Below are 21342 nucleotides of genomic sequence, written 5' to 3' on the forward strand. Positions count from 1 at the left end.
CCCGGGCGTCGTACGGTGGAACCACCAGCGAGTGAACCAATCAGTTCACTTTCGAACCGTGTGCCGTTCACCGAAGGAGCCCCTCGTGCCACAACCCCTCATGCTCGGCATGTTCCAGAGCCTCGGGCTCGGCGGCCAGTGGCGCTTGCCCGGCAACACCTCGGTCGACTTTCTGAACCTCGACCACTGGGTCACGATGGCCAAACGCCTCGACGAGGCAGGGATCGACTTTCTCTTCTTCGCCGACGACTACGCGTACCCCATCCTGAACGGCGCGGTGATCGACACCGCCATTGAGAAAGCCATCCAGTTTCCGCGCGCAGACCCGCTGGTCATCCTCTCGGCCCTCGCCCTCGCCACCACGAACCTGGGGCTCGTCGCCACGTCGTCGACCACCATCGAGCGCCCGCAGTCACTCGCCCGCCGATTCGCCACGCTCGACCACCTCACCCAGGGCCGCTTCGGTTGGAATGTCGTGACCGGCGCCGGCCAGAACTCGTCGGCCAAGCTCTTCGGCGACACGATGCTGCCGCACGCCGAGCGCTACGCGATCGCCGAAGACCACCTGAACCTGTCGCTGAAGCTGTGGGAGGGCTCGTGGCAAGACGACGCCCTGCAGGTCGACCGCGTGAACGGCGTGTACGCCGACGCGTCGAAAGTGCACGAGATCGAGCACAACGGCCCCTACTTCTCGGCCCACGGCATGCTCACCGTGCCGCCCTCTCCGCAGCGAACACCACTGCTTTTTCAGGCCGGCACCTCGTCGACGGGGCGCGAGCTCGCCGCCACGTATGCCGAGGCCGTGTTTCTTGCCAGCGAGCCCAAGCTCGTGAAAGCCCAGATTGCAGATGTCCGGGCTCGCGCAGCCGCCCACGGCCGCGGCCCTGACGCCATCAAGTTCTTGGTCGCCGGTTCGTTCATCGTGGCCGAGACCGAAGCCGAGGCGCACGCGCTCCGCGACACCATGGTCGGTTTCGGCACCCTCGAAACCGCCGCGGCCGCCTACGCCTTCTTCACCGGGCTCGACCTGCTCTCAATGGATCTCGACAAGCCGCTCGCCACCGTCAAGACCGAGCAGGGTCGCACGAACGTCGAACGGTTCTCTGGCGAGAACGGCGCACCCGCGCCGACTGTTCGCGAGATTCTCGAAGAGTTCCGCAGCAACGGCGTCATGGGCCGGCCGTTCATCGGTACGCCAGAGCAGGCCGTCGACCAGGCGCAGCTGCTGATCGAGCAGACGGGCGCCGACGGTTTTCTCGTTCAGCCCGACCCCACGGGGGCGCACGACGACTTCATCGACATGGTGGTTCCCGTGCTGCGCGAACGAGGGTTGATGAACACCGACCACGCGGGCAGCACGCTCAGGGAGAGGCTGTTCGGGGTCGGGCACCGTCGACTGCCGGCTGAGCATCCGGGGGCCGCGTTTCGCGTGCCGAGCGGGCCCTCAGCCGACAGTTAGCGATCGACCGGCCGACCGACCGCAGGCCGGCCGGGCGTCGCACATTGTCAGGCCGTGGGCGTCTGCCATTGCTGGGTCGAGAGACCATTGCAGTCGTAGATCTGCAGCTGGGTGCCATCGGCCGTGATCGCCTGGGGGTCGTCGAGGCACCGCCCCGATTGCGGGTTGTAGAGGGAGTGGTCGGCGCGAACCTGCCACTGTTGGCCGCCCACGCCGTTGCAACCGTAGAGCTCGACTTTGGCGGAATTGCCCGTGGCGTTGCCGACGATGTCGAGGCACTTGTCGAATGCCCTGATGGTACCGTCTGTCTCAAGAGACCACTGTTGACCGCTGGCGGCTCCACAGGTGTAGAGCTGCACAGCGTTTCCCGCTGCCGACGTGTTGGTGTTCACATCAATGCACTTCGCGATGGTGCCGGGGCCGGTGATCTGCCCCGTCGCGCTGGGGAGATTCGCCGAAGCGAAGTCCGTCTCGCACTTGCCCGTTGCAACGTGCACGCCGGCCATCATGAGAAAGCTCGAGCCCGAGACCGCGGCGAGCAGCGGCGAGCTGTATCCGGCACAGGCCGTCTCGCCGGCGTCGTAACCCCCGGTCGGGTCGGTGGTTACCGCAGTGGTGATCTCCTGCCAGGCACCGACGCCCAGATTCTTATTGACGAACAAGACGTGACCTGACTCAGGTTGCACCGCCAGAGAGCCGTCGGTGCCCGCGACGACACGTTGGCCCGAGACAATCAGAGCGCCGTTCGTTCCGCCTGCCGGCGACCACGACAGATACGGGGTGTGCAGCAGAAAACGATTGTCGCTGGTCTGAATTTTTGTGCCGAGACTGGCTGCATTCCACGACTCCGCGTTCGACGAGGTCTTGATGTACACGTCGCAGGCCTGGTCGGGGTCGAATCCGTCTTTGCAGTCTTCATACGACATGGCGTAGCTGCCGTTGGGCAGATTCACGATGGTGGCCATGCCGGGGCGTTGAACGTTGTCTTGCACGGCCACGTCATACACTTCGGTGCCCCAGGTGGCGCCTCCGTCGGTTGAGGAGACGTGAGCGAGTACCTGGTTGTAGTTGTTCGACGAGGGGCGTTCGTCTGAAAAGTAGCAGACGAGGTGGCCATTGGCAGCGACGTCGAATTCGGGCTCCCAGATGCCGTGCTTGATCGTGTTCGGCTGCCCGGTCTCGCTCGCGCACGAACTGCGATAGCTCCAGGTGGCGCCCTGGTTGGTCGAGACGAACACCTCGATGGCCTGTTGCGTGTAGTCGCCATGGTTCCACGCAGTGCCAGAAGCCAGAAGAGTTCCGGCAGGCAGAGTGCCTTCGGCCTGCGGCAGTTCGTACAGAGTGGGGCCGTCGAGGTCCCACCCGTGCACCGTGTCGGTCACCGTGCTGATCGGCGTCGATGTCCAGGTGATCCCATTGTCCGTCGAGCGGTAGACGGGGAAGTTCGCTTTGGGCACACCGGTGCCCGAGTGCGAAAACGTTGACAGCAGAGTGCCATTGGCCGACCCATTGTGCTGAAGGCGAATGACGCGTGGGTAGCTCGCATCTTCGGTCGAACCACTCGCTGTGCTCGGGTGATAGAGCGTGCCGCTCGAGGTTGTAGCCGCGTCGGCGGCGTATGCCGACAGCCCACCGGCGGCCAGCGCCAGAAGCACGGCGGTAGCCGCCACCATCCGCCGATTGACTCGCAGGGTACGTGTGCCCATCATGTGTCTCCTTCATCGCGTCGTTGCGAAACTCGAGCAGCAGTTTTTGCATCGTTGCAAAGCTTGCTCATTTTGATGATAGGGCCTCGACCACCAGAAGGGAAGAGATTATTGCAACGATGCAAACCACGTGATACTGTCCCGCTGTCCGCTATTTCTACAAGAGGAACTTCATGACGACCATTTCTCCCGCCATTGGCCTCGCCGACGGGCCGACCGACACAGTGCCCAGAGGCGAATACCCCCGCCCCCAGTTCGATCGAGCGCACAGTTGGCGCTCACTCAACGGTGAGTGGGAGTTTGCGAGGGGAACCGGGCACGTGTTCGACGCCACGATTGTTGTTCCTTTTGCCTGGGAGACACCGGCATCGGGAATCGAAGCCCATTGGCTTGAACGTGCCGTGTATCGCCGACGATTCGCGGTGCCATCCGAATGGCAAGACGAACGGGTGGTGCTCCACTTTGGCGCGGTGCACCACGAGGCGAGCGTCAGTGTTGACGGAGTGCTCGTCGGCACGCATGTCGGGGGCTCCACGCACTTCGAGATCGACATCACGAACGCATTGTCGGGCGATATCGACCATGAGGTGAGGGTTGAGGTCTACGCGCCTGTCGACAAGAGAAATATTGTTCACGGCAAACAACGCAGCATGCCCCGCGACGACTACGACAGTTGCGCCTTCACTCCCTCGAGCGGCATCTGGCAGCCCGTCTGGTTGGAGTGCAGGCCTGAAACGTTCTTGGACGCACTCGTGCTCACCCCCACCGCAGATCTAACAGGCCTGCAGGTAACAGGGCGCGTTCGCGGCGAGCACAGTGCCACCGCCGTGGTTGAGATCTCGATCGACTCGGTCGACACCGATACGGCCTCGACGCCTGTCTCGATCAGCGCCGCTGCGCTGGAGGAGGGCTACGTGATCACCGTGACACAGCCGCGGCTGTGGAGCCCCAGCGACCCCTACCTGTACCGCGTTCGTGTCGACGTGGCATCCGACTCGGGAGTCGACCGTGTTGTGAGCAACGCGGGTCTGCGCCGCATCGAGACACGAGGAAACGGTATCTACCTCAATGGGCGGCGAATTTCCCTGCGTGGCGTTCTCGATCAGGGGTACTGGCCCGAGACCGGCATGACAGCACCGACAGATGCGGCCTTCGTTCGTGACCTCGAGATCGCTCGAGACGCAGGCTTCACGATGGTTCGCAAGCACTTGAAGCTCGAAGACCCTCGGTTCTACCACCACGCGGATCTGGCGGGCATGCTCGTCTGGGCCGAACCCGCGTCGACGGGTCGGTTCTCGGCGGCGGCGGCACGATCTTTCGCGGCCCAGATCCGGCCGATGGCCGAGTCACTTGGCAGCCATCCCAGCATCGTCGTGTGGGGCCTCTACAACGAGGAATGGGGTTTGGATTGGGATCTGCCCAACGACCCCGAAAAACAGGCGGTGGTGCGAGCGGCATTCGATGAGTTGTCAGGGCTGGATTCATCGCGCCCGATCGTCGACAACTCAGGGTGGACACACCTCGAGACAGACCTCGTTGACTGGCACATGTACGACGAGCACCCCAGCGGCTGGGCGAGAAAAGTGCGCGAGCTCGTCGAGAGCGACGACCCGACATTTCCGGTGGCCGTGGCGGTCGACGTGACGGTCGACAAGGCTCTGATGATCGGGCGATCGGTGCCGCGAGACGTTCCCTTTCTGAACAGTGAGTTCGGCGGCGGCTGGACATCGCTTGACCGCGGCTGGAATCTGCACTGGCAGACTCAGGAGCTTCGCCGCCACGACAGCATCGCAGGCTGGGTCTGGACCGAATTGAACGACATCGAGCACGAGTCGGCGGGCATCGTCGATGCGTCGAGAACTCTGAAAGATGACGGCGGCAGGCCTGCGCGTTACGCGAATGCCGAAACCACCCCCGTCTTCGACATCGTGCCCGTGGCGCCGGGCCGCGACATCGTCGCCCCCGACGGGCGTGTGACGTTCGGCGTCGCGGTTTCACATCACGGTGCCGACGACCTCGACGTCGACGTCTTCATTGCCTGGGGGCCTGTCTTCGGACTCGAAGCAGAGTCGACCGAGCTGCGGTCGGGTCGCGTGGTAGCTCAGCCGTTCATCCTCAGTGACGCCGTCACCATCGAGACCGCCCTCCCCGACCCGGGCAACGCCAGACGCCTGCACGTCATTCTGCGATCAGAGGGCGCGGAGGTGGGCCGAGGCCTCATTGATGTCGTGCGCTAGGTCGCCCGGCCCACAGTGCTCTCGCGAATGACCAACGAGTGGCCTGCCTGCAGCTCTACGGCCGCAGCAGGCCCTCCGTCTTTCCCTGCTTCCCCGAGGTGCCGCATGATGCTCTCGACAGCGAGGCGTGCAATGCGTGCCCGGTCAGGCGCAATGGTCGTGAGCGACGGTGTCTGGTAACGACCAGCCTCTATATCGTCGAAGCCGACCACCGCTATGTCTTCCGGCACTCGAAGTCCGGCATCGAGAATGGTGCGAATGGCACCCATCGCAACGAGGTCGTTGAAGCAGAAGACTCCATCCGGTGGCCCTCCGGGCTGCTCGAGCAGCTGTTTCATGGCCTCGGCGCCGTCTGAGAAGTGAAATTTCTGCCGAGGGATGACCCGTGCCGGATCGGGCTCAAGACCACGGTTTCGATGGGCCAACACGAACCCGGCGGTTCGGAGTTGAGCCGTCTCACCCGTCTCATAGGGTTGATCACCGATTGCGGCCAACCGCGTACGGCCGATCGAGAACAGGTGCTCTGTCGCGAGGCGAGCAGCTTCGACGTTGTCGATCGACACGTGATCGTGCGTACTGTCGGCCACGCGCTCACCGAGGAGAACCAGCGGCCTGGCCGGGTCGAACGCGGGCAGGTCGTCGCGCGTCAGAGCGAGGGGGCTCAGAATCACTCCGTCGAACAGAGCGGCTCCACCGTCTCGATGAAGAAGTTCTCTCTCTCGGTCCGGTTCGCCGTCGGTCTGATCGATGACAACGGTGTACCCGTACTCGCGCGCGACCGTCACGACGCTTCGCGCCAGTTCGGCGAAGTACGGTACATCGAGTTCCGGAACAACCAAAGCGATGAGCCCGCTTCGCCCGCTCTTGAGGCCCCTGGCCAGCACATTCGGCCGGTACGAGAGCGCCTTCACCGCCTCTTCTACGCGGGCGCGTTTCTCGTTTGACACGGCCGCATAGCCGTTCACGACGTTCGACACGGTGCGAATCGAGACGCCGGCTCGTGCCGCAACATCGCGAAGACGGGCGGGTGCCATTGAACCGGTCATGCTGGCACCTCGCAATGGTTGGGCTCGGCCGCCCTACAGCGACACCGAAAGGTCATCCCCGTAGTATCCCGCACCCGAGGTCGTGTGCGCTCGGAATGCGCCCTGTCACAGCCCTGTCGTGCTTCCTTGCAGCAGGCCCCCACGAAAGTATCGCTCGAGCAGAAGAAAGAGCGCTATCAAGGGAACGACTGTCACGAGGCCGCCGGTGATGAGCACGGGCACCAACTCAGCCTTCGAACCGCTCTGCGACGCCTGCGAAAGCGCAGAAAGGCCGACCGTCAGGGGGTACAGGCTGCTCTTGCTGAAGATGACCAACGGTAGAAAGTAGTTGTTCCACACCGCGACGACGGTGATGAGGAGAACAGTCATCAATCCGGGCATCGACAGTGGGAGCGCAATGCGTACGAAAATGCCGAGCTCCCCTGCTCCGTCGAGACGGGCGGCCTCAATGAGGTCTTTCGGAACAGAAGCGTCGATGTAGGTGCGCATCAGATAGATGCCAACGGGCGATACGACGCTCGGGAGGATCATTCCCCACACCGAGTTCACGAGACCCACCTTCGAATACACCAGGAACAGAGGCAGCGCGATCGAGGTGATGGGAACGAGAAGAGTCGCCATCACGCCGAAGAACAAGGCATTCGATCCGCGGAACCGATAGCGCGAGAAGCCGTAGCCCGCGAGAGCAGAGAGAATGGTGGCACCCACCGCTCCTGCGACGGCGTAGAGCAGCGTATTGGCGAGCCACTGCACAAAAACGCCGGCGCCGCTGATGTTCTGCCCGAGCGACGCGATGTTGTCGAAGAGTCGGAACGGCCCCGAGAACCAGAAGCCGAAGCTGGTGTAGATGTCGGCCTGCGATTTGGTTGCACTGATGAGCAGCCACAGCAGGGGTGCGAGAACAAAAACGGCGAACAGAGCCGCCAGGATGGTCAGTACCGGGGTTGCCGCGCGCGGCAGGCCGTACAGGCGGGGATCGATCTGGTCGGCCGCTTTCAAAGCTCTGCGCCGTTGCTTCGTGGGGGTCTGCGGTGACGGGCCAGACTGCCGGATGCTTGTCATCGGAATTCTCCGTTTCTCCGGCGCACAAGGAAGCCGCCGACTGAGATGGCGCCGATGATCAATGCAAGAATCACCGCTGCGGCCGCGCCGAGCTCATACTGACCGCTTCCCACCGCTGTGTTGTAGACGAACAGCGAGGGAGTGAAACCGAAAGACACGGCCTGCGGCTGAAAGGCGGCGAGAATCGAGGGCTCGGTGAAGAGCTGCAGAGCTCCCACCGAGTTCAGAAACGCCAGCATGACGATGGTCGGCATCACCATCGGCAGCTTGATCTTCGTGACGATGGTCCACAGTGACGCCCCCTCCATGATCGCCGCTTCGGAAACCTCTCGAGGGATGGATTTCAGCGAAGTGAACAGGATTGTCATGTTGTACCCGGTCCACTCCCAGATCACGATCAGCATGATGGTCGGTACGATCATGCCGCTTGAAAAGAAATTCACCCCTTTCAAACCCAGACCGCTGAGAATCTCGGCATACGGGCCGAACTGCGGCAGAAGCAGAAACGACCACATCACCGACGCCACAACCCCGGGAACCGCGAAGGGCATGAAGAACACCGTGCGGAAGAACTTGCTGCCCCTGATGACCCCCGCGTCGAACAGGGCGGCGAAGGCAAACGCGAGCGCCAACGTCAACGGAACCTGGATCGCGCCGAAAACAAGAACGCGCAGAACTCCCGACCAGAACTCTGCCGACTGGAACACCGTCAGATAGTTGTCAAGCCCGCTGAAGCTGCGACCGCCGATGAGTCTGGTGGAGTACAGACTCGACCAGATCGCGTAAACGGTGGGAACGAGCATGAACAGGCCCAGCATGAGCATGCCGGGCGAGATGAAGGCGATTCCCGACCGGTCGTGCGACCGCCGCTTTCGCGGCATGTGCCGGGCTGGGGGCGCGGCCGGGGCGGGCGCATCGTGTGAAGCGCCACGCCCCGGGTTCTGAAGTGTCTGTGTCACTGGTGCGTCACGATCCGGTGACGGTGAAACCCTGGGACTTCGCGTACGTCGTCATCTGGTCTTGGAAGGTGGCGAATGCCTGCTGCAGCGTCTGGTCTCCGTTGACGACTCCAGCGAACGTTGAGGTCCACTGTGTGAGCGCAGCCGTCATGATCGGCGGCCACTGCGGATTCTCGACACTCTTTGCGGCAGTGGCGAACGTCGAGTTCGGTGTCGTCGATCCCGTGATCGGGAGCGTCTTGTTCTGGAACGTGGTGTCGTTGAGCAGGGGAAGGTAGCTGGGGAACGCGCCACCGACGTCGCCGCTCAGAATTTTCCACGAGGCATCAGAACCACCGAACCACTTGACGAACTCGGCCGCTTCTGCGGCATGGGGTGTGCCCTTCACCACGGCCAGGCTCGAGCCTCCCCAGTTGCCGGAGGCCGTCTGACCGGCCGTCGACTGCGGCAAGGGGGCCGTGTTCCAATCGCCGATGGTGTTCTTGATGCTCAGTTGCATGCCCACTGGTCCCCAGGCAGGGCTGAGGCGGGCCGCGTTCGCGCCACTGTCGAGGTTCGACCACTGAGCGGGAGAAAAATCAGCCGCCGTGGTGACTTCTTTGGCTGAAATCAGCTTCTGCCAGTACGCGGCGAATGCCGTCTGCTTCGCTCCCGTGAAGTTGATCCCGAGATCAGAGCCACCGCTGTAGGTGAAGGGAAAAGCGCCGCTCTGCTGCATGAGAGCGAGCGTCGCCTGCGCATTGGTTGGATCGAAGTTGGTGATGGCGACAGTCGGGTCTTTGGCGTGCAGAGTGTCGGCCGCGGCGGCGAAATCATCCCACGTCGCCGGCACCTGAACACCGGCCGCCTGAAATTGCTTCTGATTGTAGAAAAGCGCAAGTGGCCCAAGGTCGACGGGCATGGCGTACACCGCGGGGCCGCGAGAAACCTGCGACCACGCGACCGGCGCCGCAGTGGCTTTGACCGAGGCAAGATCGAAGGCCGAGAGGTCGACGAGCGAATTCGTGATCTCGAATGACGGCAACTCGAAGTACTCGATCGTCGCAATGTCAGGCGTACCACTGCCGGCTTTGAGAGCGTCGGTGAGTTTCGTGTACTCCTGGGCCGATGCGCCTGCGTTTTCAAGTGCGACACAGATATTGGGGTGCGTCTTGTTGAACTCATCGACGGCGAGGTCGTACCCGGCCGGCCAACCCCAGAATGTCAACTGTGTGGCACCTGAACTACACGAAGCCGTGGTCGTCGACGACGGGCTCGCTGCGACAGTGGCCGACGCATCCGAACCGCCGGAGCAGCCAGAAAGAGCGATGACGCTCACGACGGCGGTCACGAGAGGAACAATCTTCAGTGCACGGGCACGCGGTCGTGGGGGTGTTCTTCTCATTTTCCTCAGGGTCATCGGCTTGTCCTCATCTTCGTTGATAGTCGAGCGCGCCCAGTGCGGGCTGTGTCGATGTAAAGATACGCGACTTTTTGCATCGTTGCAATCCTGAAGTCCAACGTCGACTCTGACATCTCGCAGCGTCTGAATTACAGGCAGCCCCCAGGTGTTGAAGACGAAGGATGTCTCGTCGACCGACAAACCGGCACCATCGCCACGATGCTAGGCAATACTGCGGCGAAGCGCCTCAATGATGTCGGTTCCGCGCCGGTCCACCGCCTCCATGCGGTTCGTGAGGAATGCGAACCCGATTCTCGATTCCACGTCGCCGAACGCGACCTGACCTCCTGCGCCATCGTGGCCGAGACTGGTGTCGCCGAGGTAGCGGCGGGCTTCGGAGTCGAGCTGGAAGCCCATAGCCCACCGCGGCCACGGCCCTGGTACGTCGAAGAAGGGTGCTCCCTGCGACTGCACCCGAGTCGCCCGCGCGATCGTCGTGTCGTTCAGAAGGCGAACCCCGTCGGTCTCGACAACCACGGCCGACCAGATTTTGGCGAGGGCATGCGCCGTGCTCACTCCGCCGGCCCCCGGAATCTGCGCCTCCTGCACATCAGCACGGTTGAAACCCAGATCGGGGCCGACGAGCGAGAGTGGCAGCGCGCCACCGAGGGTCATGGCGCGTGCAGACCACACAGCACCGCCTGCGTCGAGCTCGGCCTGTTGTTGAGCGACGAGCGCGGCCAGGCTGTCGCCGACGATCATTCTCGCCACCCTGTCGTGACGACCGACCGGCAACCCGATCCACGCTTCGACACCGAGCGGCTTGGTGACACAGTGTTCGAAGTAGGCACCCGGCAGCATGCCGGTCACCCGATGCACGAGCTCCCCGGTCAGCCAGCCGTGCGTGATGGCGTGATAGGCCCAGGCTGTTCCCGGCTCGAACAACGGCTGCTGCTCGGCGAGCAACGCCGTGGCCCGCTGCCAGTCGAGAATGTCATCGAAGGCCCAGTCCCGGCGTGGCGCCGACAGGCCCGCGCGGTGCGAAATGGCCGCGCTGACGCGAGTGTCACCCTTGCCCTCAGCCGCATATTCCGGCCAGTAGTCGGTGACGAGGGCGTCGTAGTCGAGCCGCCCCTCCTGCACGAGGTGGGCGAGCAGAATGGATGCCAGACCCTTCGTGCTCGAGAAGATGACGCTTGGGGTGTCGAGACCGAACGCACGGCCCGTCGCCCTGTCTGCGACGCCTCCCGCCAGGTCGATCACGAGCCGCCCGTCACGCCAGATCGAGAGCGCGGCTCCTGTGCCGGTGTCATCGGCTATGGCGCGGTCGAACGCCTCAGCCACCGATTCGTAGCCTGCCTCGACAAAACCGTGAGGAGATGCGGATGAATCTGTCATCGGGTTCTCTCCTGTGCTGTGGCGAGGAGGCGGCCATTCTGGGTGAAGTACAGAGGTCGAGGGTCAGAGAGCCGGCCGACGAAAGCCCCGTCAAGCCCTTCGTTCTCGAACCCGAGTAGTGCGGCGCCGTTGGCGGTTTGCACGATCCTACCGGCGTAGAGCTCCTCACCCACCACCAGTTGCGCCCTGTCGAGGTCGACGAGCTCGCCGGTGAACAGCGAGCCACTCACGATCGGTACTGCCCAGATACCGCCCTTCGACCCAGCGCGCTGCCCGACGAGATGAGCGGAATCGCAGGAGAACACCAGCACCTCGCGCCCCTCGACCACGGCGAGCTGGAGCACTTCGAGGTGGGCGAATCCCGCGCCGGCGCTGCTGAGGGGCTCGCGGGCCCTCCACGTGGCGAGGTCACCCGAAACGGCGTGACCGATTACTCCGCGATCCAACGAATCGGCCCCGGCGGGCAGCGCGCGGGCCCTCGCGGTGATGAGCATGTGCCATCCATTGCCGGCCGGGTCGACTTCGATCCACGGGTCGCGCCAGGCCTCCTCCCGCCACGTGCCGTCGGCAAGGGTCTCGTACCACGGCAGAGAAGCGCTGAGAGCGGTTTCGGGCTGTTTCAACCAGGTGTGAAGGTCGGTGGATGTCGCGAGCAGAACGGTCTCGATGTTGGTCGTCTCTGTCGGGGAGAGAAATCGTGAGCCGGTGTAGTACATGCGCCAGACTCCGTCGGGCCCCCGAAAAACGCTGCCGGTCCAGGTGGCAGACTCATCGGCGTCGCCTTCTGCGCCGTGACCCAGAACGACACCGCGGTCGGTCCAGTTGATGAAGTCGGTCGAGGTCGCATGGCCGATAGAAGCATTGCGGTGGCGGAGTTCGGGGTCGCCGAGCGAGTGCGGGGCGTGCAGATAGAACAGGTGCACGGTGCCATCGTCGAGTACCGTCCAGAAGTCCCAGACCCAGTGGTGGGGCAGAGAGAAGGTCATCGGTCAGCCTTTCACTGCGCCCTGGAGCAACGCCTTGATGAACTGGCGTTGAAAAACGAGGTAGACAGCTACCGTGGGCAGCATCACGATGAGCGACGCGGCGAACAGCAGTGGCAGGGTGTCGATGTACTGGCCCTGGAACGCACCGAGCGCGCCCGCCATCGTGCGTTTGCTGGGGTCGGAGACCATCACCAGTGGGAGGAGGAACTGGTTCCACGTCCACAGGAAGAGCAGAATCGCGAGCGCAGAGAGCGCCGGAGAAGCCAAGGGCAGCTGAATGCGACGGAACTCCTGCCAGATGTTGGCCCCGTCGACACGGGCCGCCTCTGAGAGTTCTCGTGGCACGCCGATGAAATGCGCGCGCATCCAGAACACACTGAACGGCATGTAGAGCCCGATCAGGGGCAGGATGATCGCCCACTGGGTGTTGATCAGGCCGTACGAGGTGAACTGATAGTAGAGCGGAATGATGATGGCCTCGAACGGAATGGTCAAGCCGATCACCATACCGATCAGCACGGCCCGGCCACCCGGAATGCGCAGGTTGCCGAGCGCGTAACCCGCAAGCGTCGCGAAAAGCAGGGCGACGGGAACGACGATAATCACGATGGAGATGCTCGAGAGCATGAGCGTGGCAATGTTGCCGAGCTGGAACGCGGTGACGAAGTTCTCCCAGTGCGGGTCAGTCGGCCAGGCGAAACCGTTCGGTATGCGGTCGGGCGACTGAAGCGCCGCCGTCAGCATGCTGGCGAAGGGCAACAGGGTGAGCAGTACGACTGCGATCAGGAGGATTCTGCCGACGACGAGTTCGGTGCGGTTGACGATCATGAGTCTCGCTCCCTCGACAGGCGCTGGATGGGGAGTACGACGATGAGCACGAAGATCAGAAGCACAACGCCGAACGCGGATGCAAGGCCGACCTGGCTCTGCACGAAGGCGAGCCGAAAGATCGCGATGCCGGGGACGAGCGTCGTCGTACCCGGGCCACCCTTGGTGGTGGTGTAGATGATGTCGAACGTGCCGAGGGCGGCGATCACCGTGATGGTGGTCAGTACGGCGACCTCCTGCCGCAGGCCTGGCAGCGTGATGGTGAAGAATTCACGGAACCAGCCCGCGCCGTCGAGACGCACCGCCTCGTAGAGCGAACCGTCGATCTTGCCCATGCCGGTCAACAACAGCACTGTGCAGAGACCGGTCAGCACCCACGACCCGATGAGGCCGACTGCCGGCAGGGCCGTATCGAAATCGGCGAGCCAGGAACGGGAGAGAAAGCCGAGACCAACCGCGTTCAGGATCGTGTTGATCGTGCCCGCCTGGGCATACATCCAGGACCATGCGATACCGGCCGCGACGAGCGGAACGATCTGTGGAAGAAACAGGATCGTGCGCGAGACCGCCGCGAACGGCCCCTGTCGCATCGTGCGGAGGAGGTTCGCCAGCACGAGCCCGACGACGATCGGAATGATCGTGAAGAAGATGATCAGAATGAGGGCGTTGAAGATCGGGGTGAGAAGGGTGGGGTCGGTGAAGATCGCACTGTAATTGTCGAAGCCGGCCCAGGTCGAGGCCCCAATCCCGTTCCAGTTGTAGAACGAATACTGCACGGCGGTGAGAAGCGGGTAGATCACAAAGGCGAGGTATGCCAGCAGGGCGGGAAGCACCATCAGCCAGCCCACCATCGCGATGCGCCTGGCGGAGCGGTTACGGCGGCGCGGCGCGTTCGCCGGGGCCGCCGGCCCGGCTGGGGCGAAGGCAATGGCCCTCGTCTCAGCCGGGCCAGTGTGGGGTGTGGTGGTCACTTTGCGGCGAGGTCTTTCTCATAGAACGCCTGCGTCGCGGTCAGAAAGTCGGCCGGCGTCATCTTGTCGGTCAGCAGCAGCTGCTCGTTGGGCTGCAGCGAGCCCTGGTAGATGCCCGCTGTCGAGTTGGCCATGAAGTCGACGAAGCCGTCATCTGCAGCAACCTTCGCCGAGTTGGCGAGGGCAGCCTCAATCAGGCTTCCTGACGCCACGGTGGGCAGAGCCGCTGTCGGGTCGCCACCGGGCGAAGACCCTGTGACGTCGACCACAATCTGGCGGGCCTTGTCGTTGGTCGCGATCCAGTTCAGGAAGAAGGCGGTTGCGTCGGCGTTCTTCGACTTGGCCGGAATGGTGAAGGTGTTTCCTGCGCCCATCGCAACGTGCTTGCCGCCGGCGGTGGCCGGGGGCATCAGCACGAATTCCGCATTGCCGGTACCGAGGCCCTTGTCGACGTTGGCGGCATCCCAGTTGCCGTCCCACATGAACAGGCCCTGGCCCGAGGTGAAGTTCGAGACCATCGTCGTGTAGTTGATGGCGTTGACGTCGGGCGGGAGGTAACCTGCCTTGGCCCAGTCCTGAAACTTCGTTGCACCCTGTAGCGCGGCATCCGTGTTGATCGTCGCGCCCGGCTTGTTGAACATCCAGTCGATGAGTTTCTGCTTGTCGCCGTACTGGTTGATGAGAGCCTGCAGCACGAAGGTGCCGACGCCGTCTTGCATGCCGGTCTGAATAGGCAGTACGCCCGCGGCCTTCGCCTTGGCGAGGTCTGCTTCGAGCTCGTCGAGCGTGGCGGGCATCCCCGTGATTCCAACCTGCCCGGCGATGGTCTTGTTCATGTAGAGGCCGGTGACGCTGAAGCCGATACCGAATTGATAGAGCGAACCCTCACCGCGCACGCCGTCGGCAGTGATGCGGCCGCCCGCAAGCTGGCCAGCAGAGAACTTGTTCCACCCGTACGCGTTGAAGTAGGGGTCGAGATTGGTGAGCAGTCCGTCTTTCACCGTGGTGCCGATGGTCGACTGACGAATGAGGTCAGGAGCATCTGCGCCCGCGAGCAGGCGAGGGGTGTTGGCTAGCAGGTTCTGGAAGCTGTCGCGGGTGATGTCGAATTTCACGTTCGGGTACTGCTTCGTGAACTCGTCGGTCAGATTGGATGTGACGGGAAAGCCGGTCTCATCCATGATCTTGATCGTGATGTCGCCCGTCGGGGCGGCCGTGCTCACAGTGCCCGTTGGTTGAGCAGCAACGGTGTTGTTACCGGGTGCACAACCCGTCACGGCGAGAAGCGCTGCTGCGACCCCTGCCGTGACCGCGAGTGCGCGACTGGCGCGCTTGTTGATCTTCATGCTGTGACTCCTTTGTCGTGGTGCGCTGGGAATGCGTTCAGGTCGATAGGTAAAAGCATTTACCTCGGTTAGGAATATAGTCACTTAAAGCGATCACCCTGTCAAGGACTTCGTGCGTGGGGTCTTCCCACCAGCGGTTACGCTAGAGCCGAAAGGGGCGCCGTGGCTTCGAAAAGGGCAACACTGGCCGATGTCGCGCGCCTGGCGGGCCTCTCTCCCACCACCGCGTCACTCATCCTCAACGGCAAACCCAACACCCGATTCTCGGCCGACGCCCATCGCCGGGTGCACGACGCAGTGGCTCAACTCGGCTACCGGCCCAACATGGGAGCCCGCGCACTGCGTACCGACCGATCTCTCACCATCGGTTTCATCTCCGACGTCGTTGCCACCACCCGCTTCGCGAGCGGACTCATTCGTGGCGCCCTCGAGCAGGCGCAGACTGCCGGCCACCTCTTGCTCGTCGTCGAGACCGGCGATGACGTCGACCGCGAGGTCGAAGCTGTGGGCGCCGTACTCGATCGCCAGGTCGATGGCATCATCTTCGCGACAATGCGGGCGCGAGAACTTTTCGTACCCCCCATTCCCGACTCGACCCGTGTGGTCATCCTCAACGCAACGAGCGCACAATTCGGACTCTCCGTTCTGCCCGACGAAGAGCAGGGCGGGCGCCGAGCCGTCGACCTTCTGGTCGCAGCCGGCCACACCGACGACATCGCACTGATCGGCCAGAGCGATGACGTCGAGGGCGACCTGTTCCGCTCTGCAACGGTCGCGCGCCGGGTGCAGGGTCTGCGTTCAGAACTGGCCGACTTCGGCCTGCGGTTCGTTGCCGAGGAGTCGTGCTGGGAGTGGGAACCCGAGGACGGGTACAGACTCGCTGCCTCGCTGCTCGACCGGCGAGACGATATCCGAGCCCTCCTCTGCATGAACGACCGCCTCGCTTTCGGCGCCTACCAGGCCTGCCAGGAACGCGGTCTGACCGTCGGCCGCGACATTTCGATCGCATCGTTCGACAACGACGAACTGGCCGCCTACCTCCGGCCTGGACTCACGACGGTCGGACTGCCGCACGAGGCGATGGGGCGCGCGGCAGTCGAACTGCTCCTCTCCGATGCGACGCCGGGTGAACGCCTCATCAAGATGCCCGTCGTGAAACGCGCTTCCATCGTCGAGGGCGAGCGCCGTTCACCTCTCATGCAGCTCGCTTCAGAACGTCTGGCTGCGTACGATTCCGACTGAGCGAACCACGCCATCGAGTCGCACCATGCGCCGCAGCCGGTCGCACAACGGATGCTCGACGCAAGTGAGGCGAGAGACTCAGCTCAGTCGAGCCCAAGCCACGCAAGGGTCTGCCCGAAAGACGAGCTCGCCGTCGACGGGGTCGCCGAGACCGTCGTACACCCATCGCGTGCCCCGAACCGAGTGCTGCATGGTGCCAATGAACCACCGCTCGGCGTCACCGACGGGCGCCGAGCGGTACGTGACCGGAATCTGCATCACAGGCCCACCGCCAGCCCGAACGATAACCGTCTCGATGCCCATGGCCCGCTCACCCAAACGGCCCGTCGCCGGGGCGCACTTCTTGTCAATCGGAGCATTGTTCCGTATAGTTGCGGAACGGCGATCCGTTTCATGATCGCTCCCCCTCACAGAAGAAGGTCTCCATGCAGTACCGCACTCTCGGGCGCACCGGCGTCTCGGTCAGCTCCCTCGTACTCGGCGCGATGAACTTCGGCACCCTCGGGCGCACCACCCAAGACGACGTCAGCGCCATCGTCGACGCCGCGCTCGAGGGCGGCATCAACTTCATCGACACCGCAGACATGTACAGCGGCGGTGAGTCTGAAGAACTCGTGGGCAAGGCCATCGCCGGTCGCCGCGATGACATTGTGCTGGCCACCAAGGTATGGGGCCCGATGGGCGACGAGCGAAACCACCGCGGCAGCTCGCGCCGCTGGATCATCACTGAGCTCGAGAACAGCCTGAGGCGGCTCGGCGTCGACCACGTCGACCTCTACCAGGTGCACCGCTGGGACGCCACGACCAGCGACGAAGAGACCCTCTCGGCCCTCACCGATCTGCAGAGATCGGGCAAGATCCGCTACTTCGGCTCCTCCACCTTTCCTGCCTACCGCATCGTCGAGGCGCAGTGGGCGTCGCGCGAGAACCACCTCGGGCGCTATGTCACCGAGCAGCCCAGCTACTCCATTCTGCAGCGCGGCATCGAGAGCCACGTGCTCCCTGTGGCCGAAGAGTACGGCCTCGGCGTGCTGGCCTGGAGCCCTCTGGCATCGGGCTGGCTGTCGGGCGCCATCCGCGAGGGCAAAGAGGTCACCACGAGCCGTTCGACGCTGATGCCCCAGCGATTCGACACCGCGATTGCCGCGAACCGCGCCAAACTCGACGCCGTTGAGAAACTGGTGGTCGTCGCAGACGAGGCGGGTCTCACCCTGATTGAGCTCGCCCTCGGTTTCGTCACCGCGCATCCGGCCGTCACCAGCGCCATCATCGGCCCGCGCACCCTCGAGCACCTCACCTCGCAACTGGCCGGGGCTGACACGGTGCTCTCGGGCGATGTTCTCGACGCCATCGACCAGATCGTCGCCCCCGGCCTCGACCTGGCGCCCGACGAGAAAGTCGACACCCCACCGGCCCTGCTCGACGCGTCGCTTCGTCGCCGCTGAGCCGGCGCCGCTGAGCCGGGGGTGTCGGAGAAAGCGCGACCAACACTACTTCACCGCGCCCCCGGTGATGCCGGAGATGATGCGACGCTGAGCGAAGATGAACACGATCAGCAACGGCAGGCTCGAGATCACGACGTACGCGAAAATGAGGTTCCAGTTGTTCTGGTAAAGGTTGCTCGACGCGATCTGGAAGAGATTCAGCTGCAGCGTCGTGGTTGACCCGCCACCCAGCACGAAGAACGAGTAGAAGACGTCGTTCCAGATGTACAGGCAGACCAGGATCGTGGCCGTGGCGATCACTGGCCTCAGCAGGGGCAAGATGATCGTGAAGAAGATCTTCAGGGGCTTCGCACCGTCGATGCGCGCAGCCTCTTCGAGCTCGATGGGAATCGTTCGCACGAAGCCCGTGATGAAGAAGATGACGATCGACATGTACATACCCATGTAGACGAAAATCATGCCCGCGGGGCTGCTGGCCAGCCCGAGCTGGCGCAGCAGCAGAACGATCGTGACTACCGCCGGGGGCAGAATGAGCCCACTGATCGCTGCGGCGTAGAGAACGGATGCCCATCGGCTTGATCGACGCGCCAGAATCCAGGCCGCAAGCGAGCCGAACAGAATCACGCCAATGACCGAGGGAACCATCACCAAGAGGCTGCCGAGCAGCCCCCGCCACACTTCGCCGTCGGTGAAGGCCTGCACGTAGTTGTCGACGATGTGCCACGATGTGGGCAACGACAGGTCAGGCAGGTTCGCCTCCCCCTGGCTCTTCGCAGAGGTGATGAGCGCGAGCCAGAGCGGAATACCCACGGCGATGACGCAGAGCGCGATGACAACGACGGGCTGAACGAATCGCACCCAGAGGTTCTTGTGGCGTTTGTAAGAAACTACGGCGGTGGTCACAGTACGTTCTCTCTTCTGCGCAGGTAGCCGACAACGGGAAACGCAAGAACCAGAACCAGGAAGAAGAGCACGAGGCTCATCGTTGTGGCCTGCGCGTACAGCCCGTATCCGAAGATCTGGAAGATGTAGATGTTGAGCACTTCGGTGGTCTGCGCGGGCCCCCCACCGGTGGTCGCCTGTACGGTGTCGAACCCGTTGAGCGATCCGAGCAGGGCGGTTGCGAAGTTGAAAGTCACAGCTGGAGCGAGAAGAGGAAATTTGACTCTGAAGAAGGTCTTCCACGGCCCCGCGCCGTCCATCTTCGCTGCCTCGAGCACGTCTTCGGGCACCGTCTTCAGCCCGGCGAGAAAGATGATCATCGCCAAACCCATCCACTTCCACGAGTTGACGAAGGCGACCACCAACAGGGTCCACGTCGTGTCGCCGAGCCAGGCGATGTCGACGTGCTGCCCCGTGAAGAACTCGAGGATGCCGTTGACGGCACCCGATGGCTTCAACAGTGCCTGAAAGATGTAGCCCACGGCGAGGGCCGACATGAGAACCGGAATGAAGAAGATCACGCGCGCAAACCGGTTGATCCGGGTGTCGCGCTCAAACAACACAGCCAGGCCCAGACCGAACAGATTCTGCAAGATGCCCACCAGCGCCGCATAGATCAGCGTGACCCGCAGGGCGGAGAACAGCGATCCGTCAGACAGCAGACTGCTGAAGTTGTCGAAACCGATGAAATTGATTTCGTTCTTGAAGGCCGACCAGTCGGTGAAGGCGTAGATGAAGTTGAAGATGGTGGGAAGAAAAAAGAACACTCCGAGCACCGCGAACGCGGGCAGCAGAAACCACGCGGGGTGCGTCGTGGTCTGGCGTCGCCTTGAGCTGCGCAGTCTGTTCCGCTGAAGTTGGCGGGGTGTCTCGACGATGGGGTAAGCCATGGTGCTTCGTCTTCCTCTGGAGTGGGTGAAAAGATGGGTGGGGCCGCTGGATGACCCGAGCGGCCCCACCGGTGACGCTAGAAGCCCGCGATTCCCAGTGCTTTGGCAAGCTGGGTGAACTGCGCCTGGGTCAGCTTGCCAACGTCTTCGGGCGTCTTGGTACCGTGCACCATGTCGGCGAGAAAGACGTAGAAGTCAGGGTTGACCACAGCCAGCTGCTGCATTGAACCGACGGAGTTATCGAGCGCCTTCGACGCGTCGAGGGCAACCTGGGGCACGCCGTCGGGCGTGGCCACACTGGGCTCGATCGAGATCTGGTTAGCCTGATCGATGTAGCTCTTGTAGTCGGTCTCCATCCAGAATCTCAGAAACTGGCGAGCGGCGGCTTCTTTCGTGGCATCTCCGGTCTTCGGCGCAACGAGTGCGCTGTCACCGCCGGGGATGATGGTACCGACGTTGCCCGCTTTGGAGATGGGAAACCAGCCGATCTTCGAGTTGATCGTGGCGGTGTCGGCCGTCGACTGCAGAAGTGACGTGAACGAACTGATCTGCAGAACCATCGCGGCATCACCGTTCAGAAGTGCGGGGCCCGACTCGTTGTAGGTCGAGGTGAGATTGTCGGAGTTGAACAGCCCGGCATCAACAATGCTCTTGTACTCGGTGATGGCGCTCTGGATTGTGGGGCCGGAGAACGTGTCTTTGCCCGAGTTCACGTTGTCCCACAGCCCCTTCTGTGCGTCTTCGGCCAGAAGAACCTGCGGCCACCACTGTGTGGGCCAGCTGTCGCCGACCGCGCCGAAGAAAGGAGCCGCGCTTGTCGACGATTTGATGGTCTTCGCATCGGCCAGCAGTTCATCGAAGCCGGCCGGCATGGTGGTGATGCCGGCTTTGGCGAAGACATCTTTGTTGTAGAACATGCCGATGACAGAAGGCGTGTTGACGAATGCTGCATAGGTCTTGCCGTCGACCTGGCCGAGCTTTTGAACTCCGGCGCTGAGGTTCTTCATCCACGGGGCGCTGCTGAGATCTTGCAGGCCCGTCTTCGGCTGCAGAAGCGCCAGCACACTTGCCGTCGGCTGCCATGTGGCGAGGTCTGGCTTCGACCCTGAAGCGATCTTCGTCGGAGCGTTCGTTTCGTACACGTCGGGAATGATGACCTTGTTGATCTTTGCCCCGGTCGCCTTCTCGAAAGCGCCGATGACCTGATCGGCCATCGTCGCCGTCTGAGTGGCTGTCCAGTAGGTCAGCGTCACCCCATCGAGCTTGGCAGTCGGGTCATTCCACGTCACTTCAGCGCTGCTGCTCGAACTGCCAGGGTTGGCTGCTGAACAACCAGCGAGCAGTAGAGCGCTCGTCGCGGCGACAGCTGCCGCCATCACCAGTCTTTTACCGATCATTTGTGCGTTTCTCCTCATCATTGATTGATTTTCGCTTCGGTCAATGC

Annotated in this window: 18 protein-coding genes; 4 read left to right on the forward strand and 14 right to left on the reverse strand. The window is 63.0% G+C overall.

Annotated features, from left to right (window positions below; all coding sequences use genetic code 11):
• Nucleotides 1-85 precede the first annotated feature (85 nt).
• A complete protein-coding gene (locus tag QN358_RS10065; RefSeq protein ID WP_323512252.1) occupies nt 86-1459 on the forward strand; it encodes an NtaA/DmoA family FMN-dependent monooxygenase in 1374 nt (457 codons plus the stop codon).
• A gap of 47 nt (nt 1460-1506) precedes the next feature.
• On the opposite strand, the gene QN358_RS10070 is transcribed toward QN358_RS10065, so the two are convergent.
• A complete protein-coding gene (locus QN358_RS10070) occupies nt 1507-3168 on the reverse strand; it encodes a ricin-type beta-trefoil lectin domain protein (RefSeq protein WP_323512253.1) in 1662 nt (553 codons plus the stop codon).
• Nucleotides 3169-3338: 170 nt separating this feature from the next.
• Between QN358_RS10070 and QN358_RS10075 the strand changes: the two genes are divergently transcribed.
• A complete protein-coding gene (locus QN358_RS10075) occupies nt 3339-5402 on the forward strand; it encodes a glycoside hydrolase family 2 protein (protein WP_323512254.1) in 2064 nt (687 codons plus the stop codon).
• Here QN358_RS10075 and QN358_RS10080 read toward each other — a convergent pair.
• The 9 genes from QN358_RS10080 to QN358_RS10120 all read right to left on the reverse strand — a co-directional run bounded on the left by QN358_RS10080 (nt 5399) and on the right by QN358_RS10120 (nt 15379).
• Entirely contained in the window at nt 5399-6448 is a 1050-nt protein-coding gene (locus tag QN358_RS10080; protein WP_323512255.1) for a LacI family DNA-binding transcriptional regulator, read from the reverse strand. The genes QN358_RS10075 and QN358_RS10080 overlap by 4 nt on opposite strands.
• A 105-nt stretch (nt 6449-6553) precedes the next feature.
• On the reverse strand, nt 6554-7510 hold the full coding sequence (locus QN358_RS10085; protein ID WP_323512256.1) for a carbohydrate ABC transporter permease: 957 nt from the start codon (nt 7508-7510) through the stop codon (nt 6554-6556).
• The gene (locus QN358_RS10090) at nt 7507-8469 is read right to left on the reverse strand and encodes a carbohydrate ABC transporter permease (protein WP_201799305.1); all 963 of its coding nucleotides are present in this window, start codon (nt 8467-8469) and stop codon (nt 7507-7509) included. Before QN358_RS10090 ends, QN358_RS10085 begins: the two co-directional genes overlap by 4 nt.
• 7 nt (nt 8470-8476) lie before the next feature.
• A complete protein-coding gene (locus QN358_RS10095) occupies nt 8477-9799 on the reverse strand; it encodes an ABC transporter substrate-binding protein (RefSeq protein WP_201799306.1) in 1323 nt (440 codons plus the stop codon).
• A 273-nt stretch (nt 9800-10072) separates the two neighbouring features.
• Nucleotides 10073-11248, reverse strand: coding sequence for a serine hydrolase domain-containing protein (locus tag QN358_RS10100; protein WP_323512257.1), 1176 nt, complete (start codon nt 11246-11248; stop codon nt 10073-10075).
• A complete protein-coding gene (locus tag QN358_RS10105) occupies nt 11245-12234 on the reverse strand; it encodes a glycosyl hydrolase family 32 (RefSeq protein WP_323512258.1) in 990 nt (329 codons plus the stop codon). Before QN358_RS10105 ends, QN358_RS10100 begins: the two co-directional genes overlap by 4 nt.
• 3 nt (nt 12235-12237) lie before the next feature.
• A complete protein-coding gene (locus QN358_RS10110) occupies nt 12238-13062 on the reverse strand; it encodes a carbohydrate ABC transporter permease (protein WP_323512259.1) in 825 nt (274 codons plus the stop codon).
• On the reverse strand, nt 13059-14033 hold the full coding sequence (locus tag QN358_RS10115; protein ID WP_323512260.1) for a sugar ABC transporter permease: 975 nt from the start codon (nt 14031-14033) through the stop codon (nt 13059-13061). The genes QN358_RS10110 and QN358_RS10115 overlap by 4 nt, the downstream gene beginning before the upstream one ends.
• A complete protein-coding gene (locus tag QN358_RS10120; RefSeq protein ID WP_323512261.1) occupies nt 14030-15379 on the reverse strand; it encodes an ABC transporter substrate-binding protein in 1350 nt (449 codons plus the stop codon). Before QN358_RS10120 ends, QN358_RS10115 begins: the two co-directional genes overlap by 4 nt.
• A 162-nt stretch (nt 15380-15541) precedes the next feature.
• On the opposite strand from QN358_RS10120, the gene QN358_RS10125 reads away from it, so the two are divergent.
• Nucleotides 15542-16621, forward strand: coding sequence for a LacI family DNA-binding transcriptional regulator (locus QN358_RS10125; RefSeq protein ID WP_136642564.1), 1080 nt, complete (start codon nt 15542-15544; stop codon nt 16619-16621).
• A 78-nt stretch (nt 16622-16699) separates the two neighbouring features.
• Here the strand turns inward: QN358_RS10125 and QN358_RS10130 are convergent, their stop codons facing one another.
• Nucleotides 16700-16924: a maltokinase N-terminal cap-like domain-containing protein gene (locus QN358_RS10130; RefSeq protein ID WP_323512262.1), complete on the reverse strand. Its 225-nt coding sequence runs from the start codon at nt 16922-16924 to the stop codon at nt 16700-16702.
• Nucleotides 16925-17046: 122 nt separating this feature from the next.
• On the opposite strand from QN358_RS10130, the gene QN358_RS10135 reads away from it, so the two are divergent.
• Complete coding sequence (locus QN358_RS10135) at nt 17047-18066, forward strand: aldo/keto reductase (RefSeq protein ID WP_323512263.1); 1020 nt, start codon at nt 17047-17049, stop codon at nt 18064-18066.
• Nucleotides 18067-18111: 45 nt separating this feature from the next.
• Here QN358_RS10135 and QN358_RS10140 read toward each other — a convergent pair whose 3' ends face one another.
• The 3 genes from QN358_RS10140 to QN358_RS10150 all read right to left on the reverse strand — a co-directional run bounded on the left by QN358_RS10140 (nt 18112) and on the right by QN358_RS10150 (nt 21295).
• A complete protein-coding gene (locus QN358_RS10140) occupies nt 18112-18969 on the reverse strand; it encodes a carbohydrate ABC transporter permease (RefSeq protein WP_323512264.1) in 858 nt (285 codons plus the stop codon).
• The gene (locus tag QN358_RS10145) at nt 18966-19898 is read right to left on the reverse strand and encodes a sugar ABC transporter permease (RefSeq protein WP_323512265.1); all 933 of its coding nucleotides are present in this window, start codon (nt 19896-19898) and stop codon (nt 18966-18968) included. Before QN358_RS10145 ends, QN358_RS10140 begins: the two co-directional genes overlap by 4 nt.
• A gap of 77 nt (nt 19899-19975) precedes the next feature.
• Nucleotides 19976-21295, reverse strand: a complete 1320-nt coding sequence (locus tag QN358_RS10150; RefSeq protein WP_136642567.1) for an ABC transporter substrate-binding protein — start codon at nt 21293-21295, stop codon at nt 19976-19978.
• Between the last annotated feature and the right edge of the window lie 47 nt (nt 21296-21342).

The organism is Subtercola sp. RTI3 (genome assembly GCF_035018625.1).
Taxonomy (GTDB): Bacteria; Actinomycetota; Actinomycetes; order Actinomycetales; family Microbacteriaceae; genus Subtercola; species Subtercola vilae.